Genomic DNA, 25,402 nt, shown 5'->3' with positions numbered 1-25,402 from the left:
ATCGGAGCCGGAATGGACATGAGCACGGCCCCCCTTTCCGCGAACGACTGGCTGGAATTCGAGGAGTCCTGGCTGGCACCCTATGCCATGCGCTGCCGGGCATCGCGCGGCCGGCGCTACCCCGAACCCTCGCACCCCTTCCGCACACTCTACCAGCGGGATCGGGAACGCATCGTCCACTGCACCGCCTTCCGCCGTATGACGGGAAAAACCCAGGTCCTGGTCGCCAGTGTCAACGATCATCACCGCACCCGCCTGACACATACCCTGGAAGTCGCTCAGATTGCCCGGACTGTCGCCCGCCGCCTGCGCCTCAACGAAGACCTGACCGAAGCGATTGCCTTAGCGCATGACATCGGCCATCCACCGTTCGGCCATGCGGGGGAACACGCCCTCAATCATTGCTTGCAGCATCTGGGCGGCTTCAATCATAACCTCTTCGGCCTGCGCCGGGTCGATGAGCTGGAGGAGCGGTATCCGGACTTCCCTGGCCTGAACCTCTCGTTTGAGGTGCGCGAGGCGTTCGTCCAGCACTGCGGCCGGCTGGAGGCGCCGGAATGCGCCGAGTTCCGCGATTGCGGCCGGCCCTTGCTCGAAGCCCAGGTGGTCGATGTCGTCGATGCTATCGCCTACGATACCCACGATATCGACGACGCTTTAGGCTTGGGCTTCCTCACTTTGGACGAGCTACGCCAGGTTCCCTTCTGGGCGGAGGCGGTGGAACGGGTCCACCAGCATCACCCGGGATTGAGCGGTCCACCTCTGCGGACGGCCGTCATCCGCGAACTGCTCGCGTGGCAGGTCACCGATCTGCTCGAAGAGACGACCCGGCGGCTGGAACAGTACAACATCCGCTCCCTCGACGACGTCCGCAACGCTCCGGTGCCCCTCGTGGGGTTCACACCCCAACTCGCCAAGTACAAAGCCGAATGGGAACGCTTCCTCCACAACCGTGTCTACACCCATCACAGCGTCCTGCGGATGACGCACAATGGTCAGCGAATTTTGGAAGCTCTCTTCCACGAGTATGTGCGGCATCCGGAACTGCTGCCGGAGAAGCATTTCCGCCGCTGGAGCGGAGCGGCCGAACGCCGGGGACCGCCTCCCCCCTCCTGGATTACCCACCATCGCCGGCCCATCCCGCAATTGGAGCGGGTGGTCGCCGACTATCTCGCCGGCATGACCGATCGCTTCGCCCAGATGGAATACCGCCGCCTCTTTCTCCCCACGGTGGAGGTGTGACGCCCGCCTCCATTTTCCCACGGCTTCCGTTTGTAGACGGCGCCGCCTCGACCACGGGGTTGACCGCACTTTTCGGCCGTCTAGCGATCTGCTCCCGACGCATTCGGATACACTCACCCTGTTACACTCTGTTACAATGGGAAGCTGGTATAATCGGGAGAGACTTCGGGGACTGAAGCTTGGGTCCGCGAGGAGTCAGACAGCGGAATCTATAAAACAACCTGACACCAGGTGGCTTGAATTTCACCCTCGATGCGAGTTGCCCTATGTTACTTCCCCTGCTTCGCATTACCTTTGGGATTTTGGTCGTCGGCCTGACGGCGTATGCCGCCAGCCTGTTCATTGAGCGTGAGCAGACCGGAGTGGCCTTGCTGGTTAGCGCGGTCACTTTGGGTGCCGGAGCGCTGGTCCTCATCACCGATCTGCGGGAGAAACAGAAGAAGATCACCACGATATCGGCCATTTATTTCGGCCTGCTTTTGGGCCTGCTTGTGGGTTGGCTGATTTCTATCGCCACGGCTCCGCTGCTTGAATTTGCCTTTCCTAACGAGCGGCGCATGGTTCAAATTGGCCAGGTTTTTATCACCGTCATCAGTTGCTATATTGCGATTTCTACTCTGTTGCAGACCAAGGACGAATTTCGCTTCATTATCCCCTATGTCGAATTTTCCAAGCAGGTGAAGGGAGGCCGGCCACTGGTGCTCGATACCAGTGTCATCATCGACGGCCGCATTGCCGATATTTGCGATACGCGGTTGATCGACACCAAGCTGATCGTGCCGCGGTTTGTGTTGCAGGAGTTGCAAGCCATTGCCGACAGTTCGGACCGCCTCAAGCGTAATCGGGGGCGGCGCGGATTGGATATCCTCAAGCGCTTGCAGACCAATCCGAAGATCGAACTGGAAATGCACGACGGCAATGTCCCTGAGTTGCGCACGGGGGAGCGGATCCGTGTGGATGAGCGCCTGGTGATCTTGGCCAAGGCCCTCAACGCCCGCGTGGTCACCAACGATTTCAACCTCAACAAGATCGCCCAGTTACAAGGGGTGGATGTCATCAATCTCAATGAACTGGCCAACGCCCTGAAAACGGTCGCCTTGCCAGGGGAAACGATGACGGTCCGGGTGGTCAAGCCGGGCGATCAGATTGGCCAAGGAGTCGGCTACCTGGATGACGGAACGATGGTCGTAGTGGAGCAGGGGAGGCCCTATATCGGTCAGGAAACGACCATTGTGGTCACCAGCGTGCTGCAAACGCCCGCAGGGCGGATGATTTTTGGCCGCCCCGATCAGCGGCTCAGCGGCACCACCACGCCTTACCCCGGCGGCGGCTCCAGCGGCAGCAGCACTAGCAATACCCGGAGCGGTGACTCCACGGCCAGCCATGTGAGCCTGGGGAATAAGGGGGGGGAAGCCGCTTCGGGAGGAACAGGCAGTGGCACGCCTGCCAGCTTGGGCCACAAACCCGGCGATTCGCGCACGGGCGAACCGCCCCGCTCTCCGGACGAGAGCCGCTGATCGGCCCGTTTCTTGCGGCGAGAGGCGGGGCTGGCCGGTTCCGTCCGGGATAATGTCCGGCATAACGGTGAGTTTCGCAGATATGCCCCGCATGCTTCTGATCTTCCCCCTCGTGGGGATTCCACTGATTCCGCTGGTGGTGCCGCAGGGCGTGTTCTCGACCCTGCACGCCCAGAGTGCACCGCCCGGCAGTCCCAAATCTCCGGATAAATCCGCTAACGACGGGAAGCCTCCTCCTCCGGCGTCTGATGTGGAACTCGTCGAGCGCCTCCATGCCGCCCGTAAAGAGTACGAAAACAGCCTCAAGGCCCTTTACGAACACTATGCCCGTGTCGGCGACCGGCAGCGCTGGAAATGGGTCGAAGAGGAACTTCTCGGTTACCACCTGCTCTTCAAGCCGTCGTACAACTTGGATGTCAAGGATGTGCCACCGGCGACGTTGAAGGCGGAGGTCAACATCCCCGCGGCCAACGAATTGTACCGGGCGGCGATGGAGTACAAGGGGAAAGGCTTCGGCACGGAATACATCCTCAATCAACGCCGCGCCGAAATCCTCCTCCGCGAAATCCTGGAAAAATACCCCAACTCCGACAAAATCGCGGACGTGGCCTATCAACTCGGCGATATCTATGAAAGCCGGGCCTTCCGCCAGTATGATCGTGCCGCCCGCTACTTTGAACGCGCCTATCAGTGGATGAAAGGAGGCCGGACCGACGCCCGCCTTCGCGCTGCCATCCTCTACGACCGCTATCTCAACGATCGCACCAAGGCCATCGAACTGTACCGGGAACACATTGCCCACGACACCGATCCGGACCGCATCCGCCAGGCCGAACGCCGCCTCGCCGAACTGACCGGAAAGAAGTGAAGACGGCTGCCCCCGTTGCGATACATCCTCCTTGTGCTAAAGGTGGTGTTAGTCTCCCTGGAATTGAACGTGCTGCCGAACCGATTGCCCGGCGCATGTTGGTTCCAGGGATTGCGAATGATGATGCGCCAAAATAATAGTTACTTCCCTTGTTATTCCCCCGGCGTTCGGTTCCTCGATCACCTCATTTGTTCTTCGGCCTCAGCTCGATCTCCAGGACATTCGACTCGACCCGAAGCAGCGGGGCTTTTTCGTCGTCGGGATCGCGGTACTCAAACACGGCTTTTTTCTGGTAAATGCCGGGCTTTGGTCGTGGGTTAGCCGTGGACGAAAAAGCGCCAGTTACCTTGTATCCCAGAGATTTTCCGGGTTCCACGAGCTGCGGCAGCCTTTCAATGCCGAGATCCGAAAGATGACTATTCGCCTTCAGTCCTTCACTCCAATCCTCGCCTGGGTTTCGGAAGAAATAGGTAATGTAATCACGCAAGCCGTTGCTTCCCTTATAGACAATGGTAATCGGCTTGTCGGAGACATTTTTCAACTCGCAGGAAAACTCAACTACCTCGTCGTAGTCCACGACCTTCTTGGAAGATGATATTCGCAGTTCGAGCATTTTCTTACCCTCAGGCGGCGGGGCCTTGTGATCTTGAGGTTGCGTGGCCGCTGCTAGCGGTACGCTCAGGCCAACCGCGTAACAACAGAACAGCAACACGCCCCAGGCATACCACCGAGTCATATCACATCCCTCCTTTCGCCATTTTTGGTTTCTTTTTTCGGGTGTCACCTCAACTTGTTATCCTACTTGTTTTTCTGGTAGAGTTTCTTGAGGTCGTAATTCTCCTCGTTAAAAACATATTTTGCCCCTGCATTTCCTCGGACAGAATTTGTACATTTGTATACTTAACACTTTTTGCAACTCCGCGGCGCGGGGTGAGCCAGGCGGCGAGAAACCATTCAACAAATCTGGCGACTGGCCGCCATTCAGGCTTCCATCGGAATTTGGAGAAAGCAGTCTTGCCGGATCATTTTGTATACCTCGAGTTTCTTCCTGGATGGCGCGCCTTTTTTTGTCGCTGATCATTGGGCGACGAGTGTCATGGTGATTTCCGGCGAGATGCTGCGAATGTTGCCATCGTCGAACACTGCCTTGATTCGATAATCGCCGGCCTTTTTTCGTTTCTCCTCTGGGGTCATGGCAAAAAGACACACTGTAAAGCGATAGCTTTCACCAGGGCGAAGCGTTAGAGTTTGCATCGGTTTTGGAGTGGATGGTGAAAATATCCCACCGTATTTCGTCTCCGAATCCGAAATCTTTTCGCCATCCGGGCTGCGTACCTCGATGTCGAGGTGTTCAAAAGGATGCGTATTAGAGGTGATCCGAATGTCCTCCTTGCCTGTATTCTTGAGTTCGACGGCGGCATTCGGGACTTCCCCAATCCTGATTTTTCTTTCCGCAACGATGAATCGGCATTCCAAGGCGGACTCCTTTTTCTTCTGCTGCATAGGCGAGGCATCCTGTGAATGAAAATGGCAACTTAGCAAAATCGCAAACAAGAAAGTCCCATTCATAATTGGTTCCTCCCGCTATTGGGTGCCTGTGGCACCCCTAGTGAAGACGATATATAACTTTGCGTAGAATCATCGTCGTTGGTACACGGTGAAGTTCTTCCCGAACGAGCAAAAAGCGGACGCATCTTATTTCACACGAAATGATGGCTGCGTATGATATGAGATGCGTCCCATTTCCGCCTCATTCCGCCTCTACTTCACCCGCTTGAGCGTGAGTACCTTCTGCCGCGAACCCTCTCCGCCGTTGAAGTCCTTGGGGCGTTCTGCGCTGGGATCATATCGCCAGCTTATAGTCAGCGTATCGCCATCCAGCCGATAGATTCCAAAAATCACCAACGAGCCGAAAGGATGGTCGGAATCCCTGCACGTAGTATCAATCGTGCGAGGTTTTTGCTTCGCGTCCACCTTGAAGGTGGTGTCGAAAATGACCTCGCCACCGCTATCTAGAGAAATCAGCTTTTTGCCCTTGAAGACGAGCCTCCGAGTGGGCAAGGCCTTGATTTCCTCTTCGTCGTAGGGATCACCCTCTAAGCTGAGTGCTACGATCTCCCACGTACCCTCTAACTCGGTCTTTTCATCCCGACCTTCCTGGGCGGCGCTCACCCAAACGCCGAGGAGGGCAACCAGCGCGCTGCCGATGCAAAAGAGCGACCGTCTCATGCTCACCTCCTATCGTCGCGTCACGATGTAATGGCCATAGGCGAATACGGTATTCTCACCCGTCCCGCTCCTGACCCGGATGATGTAACCCACCGGCTCACCACGGGGATTGATTCGGCCGAAAATAGGGTAGTCCTTTCGCAGCTAGTGAAGGTGGCCCGGCCGTTGGCATCTGTGATGAGATTCCCTGGATTCACAACCCTGCCGTTCTGGAGGATGTCAACGTCGTCACCATTGAAATCTACCCTCAATTGAGCGTTCGCGTCGAAACCCCGTATCACAGTAACCTCAATCAAGGTTCCCTCGGCACCGGAACCAGAGCCTGGTCTAATCGAAATGACTCCACGCGGCCGACGAGGTTGTGCCTGGGCTTGCGGCTGGAGTTGCAATGCTCATGTTTGCTCTGCCGCGGGCGGGCCCCCAATCCGCACTGCCAGCGCCGGTCCTCCCGGCAGCAAGGCCAGCGCCGTTTGGTAGGCGTCCCAAGCCTGGGTCTCGGCGGCTTGCCACGCCGCAAACGCGTTCGTCACCTCCTGCTCATGCTGGGCCGCGATGCTCGCCTGCGTCATCGTCGCTGGAGCGTCGCCATCGACCCGAAGCTACTTTGCGAAGAGTCATAGGCTCCAAGTTTACTCGACTATGGTGGCCAGGTCGGGTTGCTATTCTTTTTCTCTCCGTTTCTCGATTTCCTCTTCCAAGTCCCACAGCATCATGCGGCCGTCCTTGGTGAAGGTCAGCGCTGTTTTGCCGTCGGGGGAGAATTGCACATTGCCGTAGCCCGGCATACGCTTGAGAACTTTTCCTTCGGGCAAAGAGTAAACCACTGTCTGGCCGTGAAACCCCGTTGTCATGATCTTGTCTCCCTTCGGACTGACCGTCAGAACGTGGATCCGGTTCACGGCTTTGAGGTCGATGGTGCGTTTGACCTTGGCTGTCGCAATATCGAGTTCGTAAACGGGACCGCGCGGTTCGGAATAGAAAATCGTTCTCCCATCTGAACCCAGCGCGAAGCTCCTCAAAGCAATCGGATACGGCAGTGGAAATTGTTTTGGTCCCACGCGTTCCAACGATGTACCCATGATTACGAAGTCCAGCGATGGGTAACGCCACAGGGAAAAGGCATCAATGTCACACACGATCAAACGATCGGTCGGTTTGCTAAACAGAATGTCGCTTATTGAGTCGGGAACATAATGGTCCCGGACAGAAACACTCTTGACTAACTTTCCGCTTGCTAGTTCCCACACTGCGAGTTCTTGACTTGTGCTAGCCGTTATGGCGAATTTCCCATCTGGGGTCAGGGCAAAGCAGCATACCCAATACCGGTCCTCTCCGAATGTGCGAATTTCTTTAGCAGTCTGCGTATCCCACATGATCAACGGCAGTCCCTGGCCGCACGCAAAAACGTGCTTTCCATCGGGAGCGAATGCTACCTGTTCAAAATATTGGTTCGATGTTTCATTCGAATAACGATATTCACGAATTACCTTGCCCGATGCAACATCCCAAAGTCTCAGAACCTGATCATACGGCGGTCCAAGCTTGCTGTCAGGGCGAAACCCTCGTGCGAGAATCATCTTTCCGTCAGGAGAAAAAGCGGCTGGCGTCCACTGGTTGATGCCCGCATCCCCGATAATCTTACGCGGAGATTGAGCTTCGACTTGGTAATATGTGAGCGCAATCACCATTCCAACGACGACAATAATGGCTGGGCGTTTCATGAATCGAATCCTCCCTATTCCTATCACCGGGTTCGATAACGGTAGAACTCGCCAAGCCCAAGATACGGATCCGAAAACCGCGGATCGCCAAGTCGATCAAAGTAATACAGGTACTCTTCTATGTCCCTGGCTTGCGGCACTTTCGTTGGTGTCGCGTAGGGCCTCTGGCTCCAAGGTGTTGCTGGATAGGCCCGAGGCAGCAAATCACGCCAGGGATCGAACAACAGGATCTTGCGATCAACAGCGTCATTTTCTGGGGTGCTCAGTTGCACCGTATGCCCGCTCGGCTTGATAATGATGAAATTGTGTTGATATCCCATGTGATTCGCCTGTCCCCACTCAAATTGTAGGTATCTGTTAGCGGGATGTTGGGGACCCCGGCTAGTGATTACAGCCGTAATCCATGCCCGCATGGCCCCGGCCCAATCGGCGCACCAAGGGGCACTGAACCGGTTCTGCCACCAGTGTCGACTATCGAGTGACGGCTTCGCGCCGGGATGCGTGCGAAGAAACAGGTCGACCATGCGGATCAGATCATCCGCCGTGCGATTCATGGCATTAGCGATATCGCGCCGGTCTTCCTCGGTCCACTGTCGCCCGGACGGTGGGTTGTTCACGACCATGTTGTAAAAGCTATCGACCAAGTGTTGTTTGAGGTGAATCAGATTCACCCGCAGGTGGATGCGAGCCAGCTGCGCCGGCGTTGCGATGCCACCGAATACGAGACCGCCCTCGAACAAACCCGTTGCAGCTCGATCGCGACCGATCTGAATCCATCGCGGTGCCGGGTCATTCGGCCTCAGCACGGGGATGGTTTCCAATCGGAACGTCGTATCGAGAGCGGCAATTGCATCCTGAACAACATCACGTCGTTGTTCTGCGGTGATATTCAGACCACCGTCCCTGGCGCTTCTGCGCGGCCGAGTGAGCCAAAACTCACGGGTGCCGTATTCCGGTTCGGGCTGTGGCTGACCGATGAACAGCGGCCAGAGAGGCAGAACCAAGCGCGGCCCCAAGGCCAACATTTGCGGCGGATTGGTGGGCGGGGCCGGGATCTCGACTGCCGCCGGCGACGTTACAATCCGCTCGGTCAACGGCGGTGTCCCCGGCAGCGAGGCCATCGCTGTCGTGTAGGCATCCCAGGCGGTAGCCTCGGCGGCTTGCCAGGCGGCTACCGCACTCGTCACCTCCTCCTCGTACTGGGCCTCGATGCTCGCCTCCGTCGTCGCCAACTCGGATTCGATGGCTGCGACGCCGTTCACGTAATCCTGCCAGGCGGCGGTCTCGGTAGCGAGGAGTTGATCGTCGGCGGCTTGCTTAGCGGCCAGGTACACGGACCACGCTTCCGCCTCGGCCTCGTCCCATTCCGCGTTGACCGGAGCGATGGCGGTCTGGTATTCGGCGAATGCGGCGTCCTGAGCCGCGACCAACTCGGCCGCGGCATTGGCCGCACCGGCGTTCCGGACCACCGCGTCTGCTGGATCGAAAATTGTTATCCGCCTGCTAAGCGCGAGTTCCTCGTTGAGGGCGTGCCCTTCTCCTCACCGCTCATTCGGCGACGAGTGTCAGGGTGATTTCCGACGAGACGCTGCGAATGTTGCCATCGTCGAACACCGCCTTGATTCGGTAATCGCCGGGGCTTTTTCGTTTCTCCTCCGGCGTTGTGGCAAAAAGACTCACTGTAAAACGATAACTCTCGCCTGGGCGAAGCGTTAGAGTTTGCATCGGTTTTGGAGTGGATGGTGAAAATATCCCACCGTATTTCGTTTCCGAATCCGAAATCTTTTCCCCATCCGGGCTGCATACCTCGATGTCGAGGTGTTCAAAAGGATGCGTATTATAGGTGATCCGAATGTCCTCCTTGCCTGTATTCTTGAGTTCGACGGCAGTATTCGTAGGCACTTCGCCAATTTTGATTTTCCTTTGCGCAACAATGAGTCGGCATTCCAAGGCGGACTCCTTTTTCTTCTGCTGCATAGGAGAGGCATCCTGTGAATGAGAATAGCAACCTAGCAAAATCGCAAACAAGAAAGTCCCATTCATGATTGGTTCCTCCCGCTATTGGGTGCGCAGTGGCACACATAGTCAAGACGATCACCTCATTTGTTCTTCGGCCTCAGTTCGATCTCCAGGACATTCGACTCGACCCGAAGCAGCGGCGCTTTTTCGTCGTCGGGATCGCGGTACTCAAACACCGCTTTATACTGGTAAATCCCAGGCTTACGTCGCGGGTTTTCCCTGGACGAAGCGTGAACACCGCGTTCCTTGTATCCCAGAGATTTTCCGGGTTCCAGGAGCTGCGGCCGCCTTTCAATGCCAAGATCCGAAAGATGAATGTTCGCTTTTTGTCCTTCATTCCAATCCTTGCCTGGTTCCCGCGCAAAATAGGTAATGTAATCGCGCAACCCGTTGCTTCCCTTATAGACAATGGTAATCGGCTTGTCGGAGATATTCTTCAACTCGCAGGAAAACTCAACTACCTCGTCGTAGTCCACGACCTTCTTGGAAGATGATATTCGCAGTTCGAGCATTTTCTTACCCTCAGGCGGCGCCGCCTTCTTATCTTTCTCCTGTGCGGCCGCTGAAACCGGCACGCTCAAGCCGACCGCAAAACAACAGAACAGCAATACACCGCGGGCATACCAACGAGTCATGTCCATCCCTCCTTTCGCATTTGTCGCCCTCAGACACAGCGAGTGCAGCACACTCACCGCGCCCGATAGACACGGAAGTTGAGGCCGTAGCCCCGTCGTGGATCTTGGCCGGGGAACAGCGGGCCATTACAAAGGGCGTCGAGCGTCATTGCGTCCTGGAACGGGGTGTTGCCATTCTTGGTTCGCAACGTTGTGCGCATGGGATCCAACCGTCCATCGGTAATCACCACGTCTTTCAAGACGGCAGAATGGATGGTTTTGTCACCATCGTACCACACCACGATATCACCCGCGCGGGCCTTCGCAGCGGGAATTTCTTCGTAACCGGCTCGAAGGATCGCCGGAACGTCTGGATTGTTGATAATGAAAGGTCCACCGGGAGCGTTCCACCCTCCGAAGGTATATCCGTGACAGTTGTAGTCCAGTCGCCCTGGCGGGTCGCTGGGACTGAGAGGGCGATAGACCGGAATCGTGTCACCGCCGCGAATGGTGACAGTGTAACGCCGTACATCGCCAAATTGAGTTCCTCTCAGAACCACGTCGGTGGGACGCGCAGTTCGCCAGTCAACCAACGGCCCACGCTCTGTTTGAACGGCCACCACCGGTCCCAGTCGGTCTCCCACTTGACAGCAGACAAACGGCTCTGCCGCCGGTGGGCCTGCCACCCGCACCGCCAACGCCGGTGCGTCCGGTATCGCCGCCAGCGCCGTCTGGTAGGCGTCCCAAGCCTGGGTCTCGGCAGCTTGCCACGCGGCTACCGCGCTTGTCACCTCCTCCTCGTACTGGGCCGCGATGCTCGCCACCGTCGTCGCCAACTCGGATTCGATGGCTGCGACGCCGTTCACGTAATCCTGCCAGGCGGCGGTCTCGGTAGCGAGGAGTTGATCGTCGGCGGCTTGCTTAGCGGCCAGGTACACGGACCACGCTTCCGCCTCGGCCTCGTCCCATTCCGCGTTGACCGGAGCGATGGCGGTCTGGTATTCGGCGAATGCGGCGTCCTGAGCCGCGACCAACTCGGCCTGAGCATTGGCCGCGCCTGCGTCCCGTGACGCCTGGGCGGCAGCGTAGGCGTCGTCACGCTGCGCCGTCGCTGTGAGTATGGCTGCGTCGAGCGCGGCCTGAGCATCGTTGTACTCCTGTTCCAGCTGGCTGTTCTGCGGGTCGGCTTGCCAGGCGGCATAGGCATCATCCCGCGCTTGTTGATAGGGCGCAAGGTATGCGGCATATGCCTCATCGGCCGCGGCGATGGCGGCCTGGTAGTTGGCGTCCAGGGCGGAAATCGCGGCATCGTAGGCGGCCTGCGCGTTGGCCAGGGCAGCTTCATACGCCGCCCGCGCATCGGCCGTCGCGCTCTCCCAGGCAGCGTCGGCATCGGCCAGCGCGGCGTTGTAAGCCGACTCGGCGGCCGCAATCGCCGCGTCATACACCGCCTGCGCCGAGGTCACGGTGGTTAGATATTCCGCATACAGAGCGTCCGCCTGCGACTGCGCCTGCTGTCGCGCGGCTGCTATCGCCGCATCGCGGTTGGCGATGGCAGCCAGGTAAGCGGCATTCGCGTCGGCCACGGCGGCCAGGTAGTCGGCGTAAAGCTCCGCCGGAGTGCGGTAGATCGTCCAGGCAAAAGACTGCACCGTGTAGCTACTGCCGTCGCTGACGCTTATGTTCACCTGATACGTTCCCGGCACGGCATCGCCAGCGATCGTGCCGCTGATCAACCCCGTGGATGCGTCGATGCTCAGACCGGCTGGCAGGCCATCAGCGGCGAAGGTGAGCGTGTCGCCGTCGACGTCGGTCGCGCTGATTTGCAGTGAGATCGAATCGCCGCGCAGGGAATGTTGATCGCTGACGCTCGTAACGAGTGGCGCGCTGTTGACGACGATTGTGCCGGTGGACACCGGCAGGCCGGGGTCGCTGCCGTCGTATGGCGTCACCTCGACCTCGATGTAGTCGCCCCTGTCGCCGTGGCCCGCGATGCTCAGGTCGAGCGTGTCGGTGGTGGCGGAGGTGTTGCTTGTCGTCTGGACGACGTTGCCGTTGACCTTCCAGACATAGGTAAAGGTGATCGGGTCGTTGTCGGGATCGGTCGCGGCCACCTGGACGGTCGCGAGGTCGTTGGTTTTCAGGGACGACGGCGTCAAGAACGTGCCGCTGATGAGCGGGGCGCTGTTGGGCACGACGCGGTCCTCCAGCAGTTCGACGGCTAGGCGCGTGCTTCGCGGCCCCCGACGCGCCGGCGATGGTCGCCGGCTACACGGATGCGCGGTCAGTACGCAGCGCCCCCCCCGCGTAAAATTCCGCTCAATGTCATGCGAACCCAGGCGAACGGTCTGAACATGTGCGACTCCTTTTCTGGATGTGTCATCCTTTTGATATGATTCAACTAACATTTAACCTACCAATGCCGAGCGCGGGCTGTCAACACAATTTTTCAAGAATTTCGCCGGAGATTTTTTCACGGTTAAGGGCGAACTTGCTGAACGGTCGAGTCGATGCTCCGAGGAAACGGGTGCAACCAAGTTCTCTGGGGGTTCCCTGCCGGGCCGCTCTGCTAATCTGGGGAAACACCTCGCGGGTTCAGTCCCCACCCCCAGAGAATCTAGTTACACCTAGCCGACGGTGATGGTGCAGCTAGTCTGCTGTTCCTGAAGACGCCGTCTGTCTACCCCTCGCTGAAGATGATTTACCGGGAGAAGACCACGGTACCTTTGCCCAGGATCATTTCGACTTCCTCGATGGGCAGTTGAGCTGGGTCGATCCGATACTGCTCGCCGAGGCGGAGATGGGCTTGTTTACCCCAGGGGTCGCGGATCACGAGATAGACGGGGCATGGTCCGCGATACCGCTGGAGGACGAGGCGCAAGCCGTCCAGTTTGCGCAGGATTTCTGGGTCGTCGGCGTAGGGCATCCGCAGCACGAGGCTTTTCGTGTATTCCCGGCGGGCTTCGTCGAGGGTGAGAATGCGTTTGATTTGGAAGTCCGGTTCCGCCCGCTCCGGCGCCTGATTCAGGACTCCTTCAAAGAGATAAACGGCGTCGGGGACGACGAGGTCGCGGTAGCGGGCGTATTCGTCGGACCAGAGCACGCAACGCACGCTGCCGGTGAAGTCTTCGATCCGGAAGGTGGCATACTTGCGGCCGGCATTGCGCCCTCGATTGGCGGTGCGCACGGCAAGGTCCACGATCATGCCAGCTACGCGGGCTTCGGTGCCGGCCTTGGCTTTGAACAAGTCGGCACACTCGTGACTGCGGAAGCGCTGCATTTGCTCTTCGTACTGGGCAAGCGGATGGCTGGACATGTAAAAGTCCAGGGCTTCCTTCTCGAACTTGAGTTTGTCGGTTTCCGTCCATTCGGGTACATCGGGCAATTCCTCCGAGGCGTGGACGGTTCCCAGATGTTTCTCGGCGGAGCCGTTGGTGGTTGCCGCGGGAGCGGGGGAGTCGAGTAGCAGATCGATGAGGCTTTTCTGCCCGCGGCGGCGATCGGCGGCCTTCTCCTCCGCTGCCTGATACGCCCGTTCCAATGCGGCAAAGAGAGCGGCCCGCCGGCCGAAGGCATCGAAGGCCCCCGCCTTGATCAAGCGCTCCACTGCCGAGCGCGGCACGATGCGCCGGTCCACCCGTTCGCAAAAGTCGAATAGGCCGCGGAATTTGCCCCCCTTCTCCCGGACTTGGACGATCTCCTCCGCTGCCCCCCGGCCTAAGCCCTTGATCGCCGTCAAGCCGAAAATGATCTCCTCCCCTTCGACATCGAAATCAGCCCGGCCGCGATTAATATCCGGCGGCAACACTTTCAGTCCCATGCGGCGGGCTTCCGCGATGTGGTCCACCAGTATATCCCGCTTGTTGCCATCGTCGATTTCCGAAGACAGGAGGGCCGCCATGAATTCGGCCGGATAGTAGCACTTCAAATAGGCGGTCTGGTACGAAACCAAGGCATACGCAGCGCTGTGGGATTTGTTGAACCCGTATTTGCCGAACTCTTCGATCAAGGAGAAGATGCGGGCGGCTTGCTCCTCGGACAGGCCCTTTTGCACGGCTCCGCGGATGAACTCCCCCCGCCGGGCCTCGATCACTTCCTTATTCTTCTTGCTGATGGCCTTGATGCAGGCGTAGGCTTTGGACAACTCGATGCCACCCAGGCGGTTGAGCAGCCGCATGATCTGCTCTTGATAAACCATGACGCCGTAGGTTTCGCCGAGAATCTCCTCCATGACCGGATGGAGATAGGTCGGTTGTTTCCGCCCATGTTTGCATTCGATGTATTCATCGACGAGTCCACCTTCGAGCGGGCCGGGGCGGTACAGAGCGGTGGAGGCGATGATGTCGCGGATGTTGTCCGGCTTCATCCGCTTGAGCAGCTCGCGAATCCCTTCCGATTCGAACTGGAACACGCCCTTCGCTTCGCCCCGCTGGAGCATCTGATACACCTTGGGATCGTTGAGCGGAATGTCATACGGGTTGATATCGATTTTTTTGGTTCGCTTGATCAGGCGGATGGTGTTATCGATGAGCGTGAGGGTCCGCAGGCCGAGGAAGTCCATTTTCAGCATGCCGACCTTTTCCAGGACGGTCATTTCCCATTGCGTGGTCACCGCGATGTCACCAGCCTCGGCGGCATCGGTTTCCTCGCCCTCGGTCCGCCGGACGACGCGCTGGACGGGCACATAGTTGATGATCGGTCCATTCGCGATGACCACCCCGGCGGCATGCGTGCCGACGTTGCGATTGATCCCTTCCAGTTTCAGGGCGATATCCACCAGTTGTTTCACTTGGGGATCGGAATCGTATTCCCGGCGGAAGTCGGGGCTTTCCAGGGCCTCGCTCAGGCTCGCCGTGATGGCTCCGCGCGTGGGCACCAACTGGCAGAGTTGATTGACCCGTTCCAGGGGCACTCCCAGCACTCGCCCCACGTCCTTGAGCGCAGCCTTGGCGGCCAGTGTGCCGAACGTGCCGATCTGAGCGACTGACTCCGCTCCGTATTTTCGCTTGACGTACTCGATGACCTGTTCCCGCCGGTCCTGACAGAAGTCAATGTCGATATCCGGGGCTTCGCTGCGGTTGGGGTCGAGGAAACGCTCGAAGAGCAGGTCGTATCCCAGAGGATCGACATGGCTCAGATAGAGCACATAACTGACGATAGCCCCACAGGCCGAACCGCGCGCCGAGCAGGGGATTCCCTGCTCCCGCGCATAGCGAACGAAGTCCCAGACGATGAGGAAGTAACCGGCAAAGCCCATGCGGCAGATGATGTTCAACTCGTGTTCCAGGCGTTGCTGGGCAGCCGAAGGCGGTGGGTCGCCATAGCGCTGCCGCAGGCCGGCTTCGCAGAGTTCGCGCAGATACTGCTCCGGTGTCTTTTGCTCTGGCGGCGTGAAAACAGGGAAGTGCCTCTTGCCGAAGTCCAGTTGAATATCGACTTGATCGGCAATCTCTTGGCTGCGGGCCACGGCCTCTTCCAGTCCGGGGAAGAGTTGGTACATCTCCTCCGGACTGCGCACATAATAGGGGCTGCGGAAGCGGCCCTCCGGATACTGGCGGCGGCGGGGATCGTGGGTACGGCGCGTGTTGATGCAGAAGAGCACGTCATGCGCGAGGGCATCCTCGGCGCATAGATAATGGGCGTCGGCGGTTGCCACGGTGGGAATCCCCAGCCGGCGGGCGATGTCTAACGCGGCTTCTGTGCAGCGATCCTGTAACTCCAGGCCGTTGTTTTGCAACTCAATGTAATAGTCCTCGCCAAACAGTTTACGGAACCAGGCGGCCAGTTTCTCCGCTTCGTCCAGCTTTTCCTGGAGGATGTACTGGTTGAACGCCCCCGCCAGGCATCCGCTCAGGCAGATGATCCCTTCGTGGTATTCCGCCAGCAGCTCCCGATCGATGCGGGGGTGGTAATAGAATCCCTCCAGGAACGCCAGACTGGATAGCTTGATGAGGTTGCGGAAGCCGGTCGTATTTTTGGCCAGCAAGGTCAGGTGGGTGGCGGCGCCCATTTCGCTGCGCGCGCTGCGATCCGTGCGGCTTCCCGGTGCCAGATAGGCTTCGTAGCCGATGATCGGATTGATCCCGGCCTTGCGGCATTCCAGGTAGAACTCGATGGCCCCGTAAAGGTTGCCGTGGTCTGTGATCGCGCAGGCGTTCATACCCAATTGTTTGACCCGTTCCACGAGCGGCGGAATGCGATTGAAGCCGTCGAGCAGGCTGTAATGCGTATGTAGGTGCAAATGGACAAAGGACCGGCCGGCCATGATTTCCTCCCGACCCTCTCGGACCTTCCTCGGATCTTCCCGGTTTCCTCCCGGCTGGGGTCACCCTCTCGCTCCGATGGTCAAATTCCTCCAAAAGATACTCAGGATTCCCGTCAAGGTGAGGGGGTTTTCCATACTCCATCGCGCTCCTGACATTGGCGCGTTATACCCTTCGGCTCCGATGGGGGGAATGTCATTCGGCGAGGGGGGAGTCGTTCCCCCGGCCGTGAGGACCGAATCGTGCCAATGCTAGCGGTGATGCCGATGCGAGGAGATAACGGGGATTCAGGTCACTGTGTCCAGAATCATTTTCCTGTTGGTGGGGCGGCTATAAAATGCAGTAATTTTTTGGCCCTTTTGCGGGGCGCAAGTTGTGTCAGGTGTGTTAAGAATATACCGCCTTGCTGCCGTGTCCTGTTAGGAGACCCATCGATGCTGTCCCGCCTGCTAGTGTTAGGTGTGCTGGCCGCTGCTGTGACGGGGGTTGCCGTGGGGAGCGTGCTGCGGGAGGCCCAGGGTTTGCCCGGCGTGAGGGGTCTAGCTGCTGTGACGAGTCCCGCTCTAGGGTCTCTGCCGGTCGTCGCGCAGAAGAAAAAGGGGGTGCCGGGAATCAGCTTTCCGCCCCGCCTGCCGCAGGATCAGACGGTGGCGGTCGACACGAGTGAGGAGTTTCTCCAGGCGCCTCCGGGTTTGGCGAAGGAGGTGCGGATTGCACGCACGCCGCCGACGGTCGAGTTCCTGTACTTCCCCGGCCAGACCTATGAGGGCAAACCCTGGTCGAACTGGGGCGATAGCCTCTGCGCTCAGGGGAAGTATTACGCTTCGATAGGCGATCATCTGGCTCCCCAGGGGAATGCCTTTGTTTATGAGTACGATCCGGAAAAGCGACAATTCCGCTTGCTGGTCGATGTGCGACAGCTTCTCAAACTGCCGGAAGGCCACTATACGCCGGGGAAAATCCACAGCCGCCTCGATCTGGGCAGCGACGGCTGGCTTTATTTCTCCACGCATCGTGGCTCGACGCAGGTGACGAACGACACCTACCACTACAAGGGCGATTGGATCCTTCGCGTGCAGCCGGCGACTGGGCAGGCCGAGGTTGTTGTCCAGGGACCAGTTCCCAAGCACTGTATTCCCTGTAGTGTTCTGGACCCAAAGCGGATGATCTTTTATGGGGGAACCGTAGCCGGGGCTGCCCAACAGGAGAAGGACATCCGCTTCTTCGCTTACGATGTCCGGCAGCGCAAGCTGATTTATTCTGGGCCCCATGGGCCTTCGCGCGCCATGATCTGGGCTAGTTCTACCGGGCGGGTTTACTACAATCCTGATGGCGATCCGCAAACCGTGGTGCGTTGGGACCCGGACAAGGGGACAGCGCCGGAAAAGATCGCCGCGGCCTTCGGCATCCGGGCGGCTACCCAGGAAACGCCGCAAGGGTATGTCTATGCGGTCTCCCAAGGACAAAAAGGACACCAGGCCCAGTTGTATGCCTTGGACACCCGGACGGAGCAGGTCGAGGCGCTCGGTTCTGCCGCCGTCGCCAGCCAACAGTACATCACCTCGCTCGATGCAGATCCCACAGGACGTTACCTCTACTACATTCCCGGCGCTCACGGCAGCAGCGATGCCGATGGCACGCCGATTGTCCAATTCGACACCCGCACGCGGCAGAAGAAAGTGATTGCTTTCCTGCATCCGTTCTATCAGCGCAAGTATGGCGTGAGTCTGCGGGGCACCTACAGTTCCGCCATCGATGAGAAAGGCGAGAAGCTGTACATCACCTGGAACGCCAGTCGGGGCAGCCGGGCATGGGATTGCTGTGCTTTGACGGTCGTTCACATTCCGCCGAGCGAACGTCCCTAGGCCAGCTGCGCCGCGGTTATGCAGCCGCTGCCCGCCGGCGTCCCGCAGCGAGGAGGTCCGCCATGCGAATGCCTCTCACTTTCGTGGTCTGGCTCCTGCTTCTCTTTTTGGCCCTGCCGGTTCTGACCTTAACGGGGGAGTCTTCTGCGGGAATTGAGGAAAAAACTCCTTTCATCTTTGAGGATGTGGCGGAGAGCGCGGGTTTGTGGCCCGCTTTGCAGGGGATTCGGGGGCACGGGGCGGCGTGGGGCGATGTCAACGGCGATGGCTGGCTCGATCTGATCGTCGGCACCTTTGGCGGGCGCCCCGGCGACAAACCCAACCTGCTCTTCCTGAACCACAAGGGCCGCTTCCGCCTGGATGAACAGCCCGTCCTGCGCCTGGTCAATCGGGCCACGGGCATGGTATTCGCCGATCTGGACAATGACGGGGATCTCGATCTGTACATCGGCAGTATGCCCCAACCGAAGAACAAGCTCCGGGGATGTAGCCTGTTCCGCAATGACGGCGGGGGGAAGTTCACGGACATCTCGGCGGGCAACGGGGCCTGCCCGCTGGCGTTTGGAGGCCGCAGTGTCGCCGTGCTTGATTACGACGGGGACGGATTACTGGACCTGCTCGTCGGCGAAGATCCGATCCGCGGATACAACGGCTCGACGACACGGAGTACCCGGCTGTTCCGCAACCGGGGGCAGCTTCAGTTTGAAGATGCCACCCAAGCCGCCGGCATTCCTGCGGATATCCCTGGCTACGGCGTCGTGGCCGCTGACTTCAACAATGACACCTGGCCGGACATCTTCATTGCGGCCAACAGTGGCGGCAACCGGCTCTTGCTCAATGATGGCCGGGGCAAGTTTCGCGCCGCGGACTCCCAGGTCTTCCAGGCAGGCTGGCCCGATGCCGGAGGAGCCGGGGGCGACAACATGATCTGTGGCGTCTGTGCCGGTGATGTCAATCGCGATGGACTCTTAGACCTCTACCTCGGCCAGCATTATGCCCACCCCTGGGTCGAACCGGTCGCCAATCGCTTGTATTTGCACCGCGGCCTCCGCCACGGCCTGCCAAGCTTTGAAGATGTCACGACCAAAGCGGGTCTGGTCCCTCTGCCGCTGAAGGCTCCCCATGTCGAGATCCAGGACTTCGATAATGACGGCTGGCCAGACTTGTACGCCAGTCTGGTCACGTTTGCCGACCAGCGTTCGCATCCTTTGATCTATAAGGGCCTAGGTATTCGCGGTGGAGGTGATGTTCGTGGCGATGAGGTCCCTTCCTTCCGGCAGTACGCCCTGGGGGTCAACGATTTTCCCACTCCTCAGGATCGGCAAGTGCGTAATTCCGCTGCCTTCTTCGCCCGCATCCTCCGGGAGAAGAAGATCATCTACATGCCCGCCGGCCCTGTGGCGGACTTTGACAACGATGGCCGCTTGGACCTGTTCCTGCCCAACTGGTGGGCGGAAGCTCCCTCCTTGCTCCTGCGCAACGCCACGCCGGGGGGGCACTGGCTCCAAGTGCAGTGTGACTTCCCCAAGGGACCGGTCAATCGCCAAGGGATTGGCTGCCGCATCTATGTCTACCCCGCCGGCAAACTGGGACAGGCGGACGCCATGCTCGGTTGCCGGGAAATCGCTGTCGGCTTCGGATATGCTTCCGGCCAACCCGCGCTCGCCCATTTTGGCCTCGGCTCGCAGGAAAAGGTGGACCTCGAAATCCTCTTGCCGCATGGCCAGGGTACCCTGACACGCCGGAATGTGCCCACCGATCAACGCCTCGTAGTGCGGCCGGAGTAGGCCATTGGCCCGCGGAAAAGTGGGCCTCTGATCGTCAATCACGTGATCTCTTGATGGTCCTCTGCGTCTCCCGCTTTCCTGACTCCTGACCCGGCGGGACCGCTGGGTTGGACCCCTGGACGGGATGTCTGCACATGTTGGAGGGGGGAGAGAGGCAAAGTCTTGCGCTCCCCAGGATACTTTTCCTCTTTAGAATGAGTCTGAGGGTGAGTTCTGAAGGAACGATCGACAAGAGTTTTCCGATTGGCTCAGGGAACCGCGGCTGGATAGAAGACGAGCTTGAGCGCAGATAAAGGCGGACTTGAGCGAGAGAAGCTATGGGTTTGATTCCTGACATGGAAGAGACGGGAAAGATGGCCTAACAAAGATCGGGCTGGAAGGAAGAACAGTCCGCCAGAGTTGAGGAAAACGGATTGGACTGAGCGAACCCTGGCGGCTCCCTGAGCGTAGCCATGTGTGGAGAGTGGGAGTGGGGGCGATTGTGCAATCGGCACCGTCGGATGAAGAATTGTTGTTGCGCCTGCAACGCGGCGAGCCGGCCGCGCTGGACTTGCTGGTGCGCCGTTATGAGCGGGAATTGTTCGGGTATCTCTGCCGCTATCTCAACGACGATGAGCTGGCGGAGGATGTGTTTCAGAACACCTTCTTGCAAGTGTTTCTGAAGATCGACCAGTATGAGCCGGGCCGGGCGGCGCGCCCCTGGCTTTACGCCATCGCCACCCACCAGGCGATCGATGCCTTGCGGCGGTTGCAGCGGCGGCGAGATCGCGCCGGGCTGTGGGAGGAACGAATGGGAGACGACGAAGCGGCGGTCTGCGGCTGGGACCTGGTCGCCGCCGACGAGACGGACGGACCGTTGGACCTTTTGGAGCGCGCGGAGCAGCGGACTTTAGTCCGCCAAGCGGTGGCAAACCTGCCCCCCCTCCTGCGGAGTGTCGTGTTGCTGGTGTATTTCCAAGGCTTGAAGTACCACGAAGCTGCCGAGGTGCTCGGCATTCCCATCGGCACGGTGAAATCCCGCTTGCATGCGGCCTTGAAGAAACTCCTCGAGGCCTGCTCGGCTTTTGATGCGCCCCGGCACTCGGCCCAGCAGCCGGCGGACCCGCTGAGGGTGCCCTGGCCGCGCCCCCGCTCCGCTGCTGCCGCCTCTTCCCCCTTGTGAAAGGCTTTCCCCTTGTGCGGCTCGGAGGGCACAAAGAACAAGGCCTCGCCGCCACGCCATTGTAGGGTAACTGCAAGCATCGCCCGTGGAAACTGCGATACATTTATGCGTGACGAAGTTCTGCTGGATTACCTGTTGCACCAACTCTCCGAGGCGGAGGCTCGGCAGTTGGAAGCTCGTTTGCAGGCGGATGGCGCCTTGGCTGCACGCCTGGAACGTCTGCGGCGCAAGCTCCAGCCTCTGGAACGAGAGCGCCAGCGCCTTGTCCTTCCGCGCCAGGGACTGGCAGAGCGGACCTTGGCACGCCTTCAGGACCTCTGGCCGCACCCCTCCCGCACTTTGCCACGAGCACCGCGGACCTTGCCCGATTGGCGCATCACAGGCGGGCGCTTCCGGCCCGATATCCTCGTGGCCGGCTGCATTCTGATCCTGGCTAGCGGTCTGTTCCTGTCTGCTGTGGGCAAGTTGCGCGCCCGCCATGACTGGCTCGCCTGCCAGAACACGCTTCGCCTCTCCTACGTCCAGCAGAATGCCCATGGGTCGAGCGTTCCCTCTCTGGCGGCCTTTAGCCCGCTGGCGGAACCCTCGCTTCCTTACGCCTCCTGGCCCTCTGCGGAGGCCGTCTCCTCCTGCCTGCCTGTGGTTTTTTGTTCTCTGACCGCCAGTCCGGAAAATACTTCCTTCCCGCTTCAGCCGGTCGTTATTCACTCCGCGGACATTTCCTCGATTTACGTATCATACTGGACCATGGCCGGACGCCCTGACCAGAGGGACGCTGTCCGCCGGCTCTCTCCCCTTTACGGCCAGCCCCTTGAAGATTGGTATGCTCCCCGCCCATGTCCTGCCGGGGTCTCGAATCCGAGAAGTGGGTCCTCTCCCTACATCGGCCATCCCTACGGTTGCAACATTCTTTACGCCGACGGCCATGTCCAATCCTCAAACTTCCCTTGCTGGCTGATCGGAAAAAGTGTGACCGGCCTCGCCCCCTCCAAAACCGTCTCCTTTCATTCCGCTGACTGACATCCTGGTGTCGGTCACTTCGACCCTAGGCATCTCGCTCTTCATTGTCCTTGCGGAAGCAGAACACAGACCTTCGGCCAGGGACTGAGACACCCTTGAACGGAAACCCAGCATGCCGGGCGATTCTCTGATGAAGGGTGCCGCCCTCCTCGGACGCATTCCAACGGCGCGCCTAGGCTTCGCTGGGACGAAGAAATTGTGGAGAGGGAAGAATTGGCTGGAGAAATTCGCAAAATAGTTGCACGAGTATCCCCCTCTCCCTTTTCATACTTTACAATTGTGGTCAGAAAGAGCACAAGACTATGTTATGCTTAGGAATGTAAACTCCCAGCGGCGGTGGATGAGCCGGCAGATGGAGCCTATCCGCGGCGCGAGCTGGGAGGGAGGTTGAGGAGCGGCGTCCCGTGAAGCGGATGATCCGCCTGCGCGGCATCAGTGGCGCATTCAAAGGCAAGGTGTGGGAGTCAGACTCCCTCCTGCGCGTGGGGCGTTTGGCCTCTCTGGAAGTGGTTTTGGAGGACAGTTCCGTCAGCCGCCGCCATGCGGAGATTCGTCATGGCCCAGAAGGGTGGTATATCCGGGACCTGGAAAGCACGAATGGGACCTACGTCAACGGTGCGCGTATCGGCGCCCTGGAGCATCCCTTGCGCTGCCGGGATATTCTCCAGTTCGGCAAAGTCGCTGTACTGGTGGAACAGAGCGATGACGTTCCGGAAATTCCCTCCTCCAATCAGCACATACTGGCCACGACGCCCTCCACTTATGAAGAAGGTATCCGCCGCCTGGCCTTTGACCGCAATCAGATGCCCCGTCCCGGCGAACAATTGATCGCTCTATTACGGGCCGGCCATCACTTCGTGCATGCCCATGATCCGGATGAATTGTATCAGGCGATCCTCAACGATGCGGTCAGCGTCCTGGCCGCCCAACGGGGTGCGATCATTCTCGCGGAAGGGGATACGGCCGAGCCACGCTGGCGAACCGCGGCGGTCGCTCACGGCAACAACACCGCTAGTCATCATCACTTCTACTCCAAGAAACTGGCGCAGCGGTGTTACGCCGCGGGTGTCTCTTTGCTGTACAGCACCTTTACCTCTTTAGACAGCGATACGCGCTTGGGTCAAAGCATCGCGGAAGGGGCGATGGGCAGTGTCATGTGCGTGCTGCTCCGCACGCCGCGCCGCCGCCTGGGTGTCTTGCATCTCGACCGCGGGCTGGAACAGCACCCGTTTACGGAAGATGACCTTCACCTGGCCGACGCCCTGGCAGCCCACGTCTCGGCGACCCTCGAAAGCGCTCTGCTATTGCACCAGCAGCGCGAACTTTTCCTCAAAACCATCACCACCTTGGCTCAGGCCGTCGAACTCCGCGATGATTACACCGGCGGGCATACCCAGCGCGTGACCCGCTACGCCTTGCTCCTGGCCGAACGCCTGGGGCTGGATCGCGAGCAGACCGACATCATCCGCCTCGGCAGCCCCTTGCATGACATCGGCAAAATTGGGATCGACGACGCCATCCTGCGCAAGCCCGGCAAACTCACCCCCGAAGAATACGCTCTGATGAAGGAGCACACCACCAAAGGGGCGGAAATCCTCAGCAACATCCCAGAAATGGCGCCCATCATCCCGATCGTTCGCAACCATCACGAACGCTGGGATGGTACTGGCTATCCGGACCGCCTCGCCGGCACAGATATTCCCTATCTGGCCCGGATCGTCGCTGTGGCGGATGCCTTCGATGCCATTACCTCGCCCCGACCCTATCACACCTATCACCAGTGCCGCTCGTCCGCCTGGGCCTTCTGTGAACTGGAACGCCAGGCCGGCCGCCAATTCGACCCCGATTGCGTCGCCGCCTTCTTGGACATCCGCGACGTCATCCACAAAGTCATGCAGGAAATGATGCCGAATATGGAATGGGATGACCAAGCCGGCATTGTTACCCTCAACGAACCGATCGTCAGCGAAGAGATCCTCGCCGACCCGCGCTACTAGTGTCCCCGGCGAGGCTGCATCACACCTGTCCACTTCGGAGCAGAAAAGGATTGCAACCGGCTCGCTTCCCCCTATTCCGAATAGGCCCGCTTGTGGCAAACACTGTTCGTGCTCGACCGTCGGCTGACGCTCCCGCCGCTCTGTCAGTCCAGGGATAAGGCCAGATAATCGGACAGGATGAGGTCCGCACCCGCCGCCAGCAAGCGCTGGCATTTGTCGGACACGGTGGGATCATCCGAAGCGGCCAAGGCAGTCATGGTGGCTGGGGTGCTCGACGGTAGTGTGGGAGTTGCGATTTCCGAGACCTCGGAGGTGGCTAGCCCGATCGCTGTACCACCCACACGCTTGACTTCCCGTGTTTCCACAACCCCATCGCCGAAGCCGATCAACTCTTCCCCGCGCAAATCATGGTTGCGGAGAAGGTGGTCAATAATCTGCCCTTTGGCAAAGGACAAATCCTCTCCTTGGGGAGCAAAGATGCCGTGGGGAAAAAATGGCCGCAGGCCGAGCAGGTCCGCCTCCGCACGAACCTGATCGTATTCCGTGCCGCTGGCTAAGAACAGCCTCAAGCCGCGCCGTTGCAGAGCAGCAAGCATTTCACGCGCCCCCGGTACGATCCACTGCGGGGGCGCTGTCTCGCCTCGCCGGAGGGAATCATAGCGGCGCTGGACCAGTTGTCTCAGGCGGTACTGGTAGGTGGCCGCGCATTCCGAAGGGTCCAATTCGCTTCCGCCGCGCTCCTGAACCATTTGGACGAAAACGTGCATCTGGCGTAACGGGGGCATGCCGTTGGTCGAGAGCACCAGGTGGAGCAATTGCTGGCGTGTCTGCTCCGGTTCGTCTTTCGGTAATCCCGCCGCTTGCCAGTACTCTTCGAGCACTTGCACCATGACCTGAGGCCAACCGGCCCGCAAGCGGGAAAGGGTGCCATCGAAGTCGAAGAGCGCCGCTTGGTATTTCCCGCGACGTAACGCCTGGCGGAGCTGCTCCAGTCGCTCCGGAGGATGAAAGCTCGAAGGGGATGAAGTGGGGGGAAAAGTCATGCCTTGCCCCGATGCTTCGCTGCGGTTCAGGGTGCCTTCCGAAAGCGGGGTCTTT

At 59.3% G+C, this 25,402-nt stretch carries 19 protein-coding genes; 8 read left to right on the top strand and 11 right to left on the bottom strand.

The window, feature by feature from the left end; all coding sequences use genetic code 11:
- Window positions 1–18 precede the first annotated feature (18 nt).
- The 3 genes from H0921_RS11865 to H0921_RS11855 all read left to right on the top strand — a co-directional run bounded on the left by H0921_RS11865 (window position 19) and on the right by H0921_RS11855 (window position 3,627).
- The gene (locus H0921_RS11865; RefSeq protein WP_228499495.1) at window positions 19–1,242 is read left to right on the top strand and encodes a deoxyguanosinetriphosphate triphosphohydrolase; all 1,224 of its coding nucleotides are present in this window, start codon (window positions 19–21) and stop codon (window positions 1,240–1,242) included.
- A 266-nt stretch (window positions 1,243–1,508) separates the two neighbouring features.
- Window positions 1,509–2,759, top strand: coding sequence for a PIN/TRAM domain-containing protein (locus H0921_RS11860; protein WP_194538301.1), 1,251 nt, complete (start codon window positions 1,509–1,511; stop codon window positions 2,757–2,759).
- An 82-nt stretch (window positions 2,760–2,841) separates the two neighbouring features.
- Window positions 2,842–3,627, top strand: coding sequence for a tetratricopeptide repeat protein (locus H0921_RS11855; protein WP_194538299.1), 786 nt, complete (start codon window positions 2,842–2,844; stop codon window positions 3,625–3,627).
- A 184-nt stretch (window positions 3,628–3,811) separates the two neighbouring features.
- On the opposite strand, the gene H0921_RS11850 is transcribed toward H0921_RS11855, so the two are convergent.
- From H0921_RS11850 to dnaE, 10 genes are all read right to left on the bottom strand, one after another.
- Entirely contained in the window at window positions 3,812–4,363 is a 552-nt protein-coding gene (locus tag H0921_RS11850) for a hypothetical protein (protein WP_194538295.1), read from the bottom strand.
- Between the two features lie 341 nt (window positions 4,364–4,704).
- On the bottom strand, window positions 4,705–5,196 hold the full coding sequence (locus tag H0921_RS11845; RefSeq protein WP_194538294.1) for a hypothetical protein: 492 nt from the start codon (window positions 5,194–5,196) through the stop codon (window positions 4,705–4,707).
- 192 nt (window positions 5,197–5,388) lie between these two features.
- A complete protein-coding gene (locus tag H0921_RS11840) occupies window positions 5,389–5,856 on the bottom strand; it encodes a TIGR03067 domain-containing protein (RefSeq protein ID WP_194538293.1) in 468 nt (155 codons plus the stop codon).
- 392 nt (window positions 5,857–6,248) lie between these two features.
- On the bottom strand, window positions 6,249–6,425 hold the full coding sequence (locus tag H0921_RS11835; RefSeq protein WP_194538292.1) for a hypothetical protein: 177 nt from the start codon (window positions 6,423–6,425) through the stop codon (window positions 6,249–6,251).
- 90 nt (window positions 6,426–6,515) lie between these two features.
- Entirely contained in the window at window positions 6,516–7,577 is a 1,062-nt protein-coding gene (locus tag H0921_RS11830) for a WD40 repeat domain-containing protein (protein WP_194538291.1), read from the bottom strand.
- A 23-nt stretch (window positions 7,578–7,600) separates the two neighbouring features.
- Window positions 7,601–9,046, bottom strand: coding sequence for a hypothetical protein (locus H0921_RS11825; RefSeq protein WP_194538290.1), 1,446 nt, complete (start codon window positions 9,044–9,046; stop codon window positions 7,601–7,603).
- A gap of 79 nt (window positions 9,047–9,125) precedes the next feature.
- Window positions 9,126–9,620: a hypothetical protein gene (locus H0921_RS11820; RefSeq protein WP_194538289.1), complete on the bottom strand. Its 495-nt coding sequence runs from the start codon at window positions 9,618–9,620 to the stop codon at window positions 9,126–9,128.
- 56 nt (window positions 9,621–9,676) lie between these two features.
- Window positions 9,677–10,231 carry a hypothetical protein gene (locus H0921_RS11815; RefSeq protein ID WP_194538288.1) on the bottom strand — a complete coding sequence of 185 codons (555 nt, stop codon included), beginning with the start codon at window positions 10,229–10,231 and terminating at the stop codon, window positions 9,677–9,679.
- A gap of 53 nt (window positions 10,232–10,284) precedes the next feature.
- Window positions 10,285–12,405, bottom strand: a complete 2,121-nt coding sequence (locus tag H0921_RS11810; protein ID WP_194538287.1) for a putative Ig domain-containing protein — start codon at window positions 12,403–12,405, stop codon at window positions 10,285–10,287.
- Window positions 12,406–12,911: 506 nt separating this feature from the next.
- Entirely contained in the window at window positions 12,912–16,475 is a 3,564-nt protein-coding gene (gene dnaE, locus H0921_RS11805) for a DNA polymerase III subunit alpha (RefSeq protein WP_194538286.1), read from the bottom strand.
- 432 nt (window positions 16,476–16,907) lie between these two features.
- Here dnaE and H0921_RS11800 point away from each other — a divergent pair, with 432 nt between their 5' ends.
- From H0921_RS11800 to H0921_RS11780, 5 genes are all read left to right on the top strand, one after another.
- Window positions 16,908–18,338 carry a YncE family protein gene (locus tag H0921_RS11800; RefSeq protein ID WP_194538285.1) on the top strand — a complete coding sequence of 477 codons (1,431 nt, stop codon included), beginning with the start codon at window positions 16,908–16,910 and terminating at the stop codon, window positions 18,336–18,338.
- Between the two features lie 62 nt (window positions 18,339–18,400).
- Window positions 18,401–20,125 carry a CRTAC1 family protein gene (locus H0921_RS11795; RefSeq protein WP_194538284.1) on the top strand — a complete coding sequence of 575 codons (1,725 nt, stop codon included), beginning with the start codon at window positions 18,401–18,403 and terminating at the stop codon, window positions 20,123–20,125.
- 469 nt (window positions 20,126–20,594) lie between these two features.
- The gene (locus tag H0921_RS11790) at window positions 20,595–21,287 is read left to right on the top strand and encodes an RNA polymerase sigma factor (protein WP_315851887.1); all 693 of its coding nucleotides are present in this window, start codon (window positions 20,595–20,597) and stop codon (window positions 21,285–21,287) included.
- A gap of 105 nt (window positions 21,288–21,392) precedes the next feature.
- The gene (locus H0921_RS11785) at window positions 21,393–22,307 is read left to right on the top strand and encodes an H-X9-DG-CTERM domain-containing protein (RefSeq protein ID WP_194538282.1); all 915 of its coding nucleotides are present in this window, start codon (window positions 21,393–21,395) and stop codon (window positions 22,305–22,307) included.
- 413 nt (window positions 22,308–22,720) lie between these two features.
- Complete coding sequence (locus H0921_RS11780; RefSeq protein WP_228499516.1) at window positions 22,721–24,304, top strand: HD domain-containing phosphohydrolase; 1,584 nt, start codon at window positions 22,721–22,723, stop codon at window positions 24,302–24,304.
- Between the two features lie 143 nt (window positions 24,305–24,447).
- Here the strand turns inward: H0921_RS11780 and H0921_RS11775 are convergent, their stop codons facing one another.
- On the bottom strand, window positions 24,448–25,347 hold the full coding sequence (locus H0921_RS11775) for an HAD family hydrolase (RefSeq protein WP_194538280.1): 900 nt from the start codon (window positions 25,345–25,347) through the stop codon (window positions 24,448–24,450).
- Between the last annotated feature and the right edge of the window lie 55 nt (window positions 25,348–25,402).

The organism is Thermogemmata fonticola (assembly GCF_013694095.1).
GTDB classification, from domain to species: domain Bacteria; phylum Planctomycetota; class Planctomycetia; order Gemmatales; family Gemmataceae; genus Thermogemmata; species Thermogemmata fonticola.
Note: the sequence above shows the minus strand (reverse complement) of the source record. Positions and strands in the feature narration are given on the sequence as shown.

Bases quoted from the DNA above. Each gene is read 5' to 3' on its own strand.
- H0921_RS11775 (WP_194538280.1), bottom strand. From the start codon at position 25,347: ATGACTTTTCCCCCCACTTCATCCCCTTCGAGCTTTCATCCTCCGGAG.
- H0921_RS11795 (WP_194538284.1), top strand. From the start codon at position 18,401: ATGCGAATGCCTCTCACTTTCGTGGTCTGGCTCCTGCTTCTCTTTTTG.
- H0921_RS11855 (WP_194538299.1), top strand. From the start codon at position 2,842: ATGCCCCGCATGCTTCTGATCTTCCCCCTCGTGGGGATTCCACTGATT.
- H0921_RS11800 (WP_194538285.1), top strand. From the start codon at position 16,908: ATGCTGTCCCGCCTGCTAGTGTTAGGTGTGCTGGCCGCTGCTGTGACG.
- H0921_RS11860 (WP_194538301.1), top strand. From the start codon at position 1,509: ATGTTACTTCCCCTGCTTCGCATTACCTTTGGGATTTTGGTCGTCGGC.
- H0921_RS11840 (WP_194538293.1), bottom strand. From the start codon at position 5,856: ATGAGACGGTCGCTCTTTTGCATCGGCAGCGCGCTGGTTGCCCTCCTC.
- H0921_RS11815 (WP_194538288.1), bottom strand. From the start codon at position 10,231: ATGACTCGTTGGTATGCCCGCGGTGTATTGCTGTTCTGTTGTTTTGCG.
- H0921_RS11785 (WP_194538282.1), top strand. From the start codon at position 21,393: ATGCGTGACGAAGTTCTGCTGGATTACCTGTTGCACCAACTCTCCGAG.
- H0921_RS11845 (WP_194538294.1), bottom strand. From the start codon at position 5,196: ATGAATGGGACTTTCTTGTTTGCGATTTTGCTAAGTTGCCATTTTCAT.
- H0921_RS11865 (WP_228499495.1), top strand. From the start codon at position 19: ATGAGCACGGCCCCCCTTTCCGCGAACGACTGGCTGGAATTCGAGGAG.
- H0921_RS11820 (WP_194538289.1), bottom strand. From the start codon at position 9,620: ATGAATGGGACTTTCTTGTTTGCGATTTTGCTAGGTTGCTATTCTCAT.
- H0921_RS11835 (WP_194538292.1), bottom strand. From the start codon at position 6,425: ATGACGCAGGCGAGCATCGCGGCCCAGCATGAGCAGGAGGTGACGAAC.
- H0921_RS11780 (WP_228499516.1), top strand. From the start codon at position 22,721: ATGATCCGCCTGCGCGGCATCAGTGGCGCATTCAAAGGCAAGGTGTGG.
- H0921_RS11830 (WP_194538291.1), bottom strand. From the start codon at position 7,577: ATGAAACGCCCAGCCATTATTGTCGTCGTTGGAATGGTGATTGCGCTC.
- dnaE (WP_194538286.1), bottom strand. From the start codon at position 16,475: ATGGCCGGCCGGTCCTTTGTCCATTTGCACCTACATACGCATTACAGC.
- H0921_RS11850 (WP_194538295.1), bottom strand. From the start codon at position 4,363: ATGACTCGGTGGTATGCCTGGGGCGTGTTGCTGTTCTGTTGTTACGCG.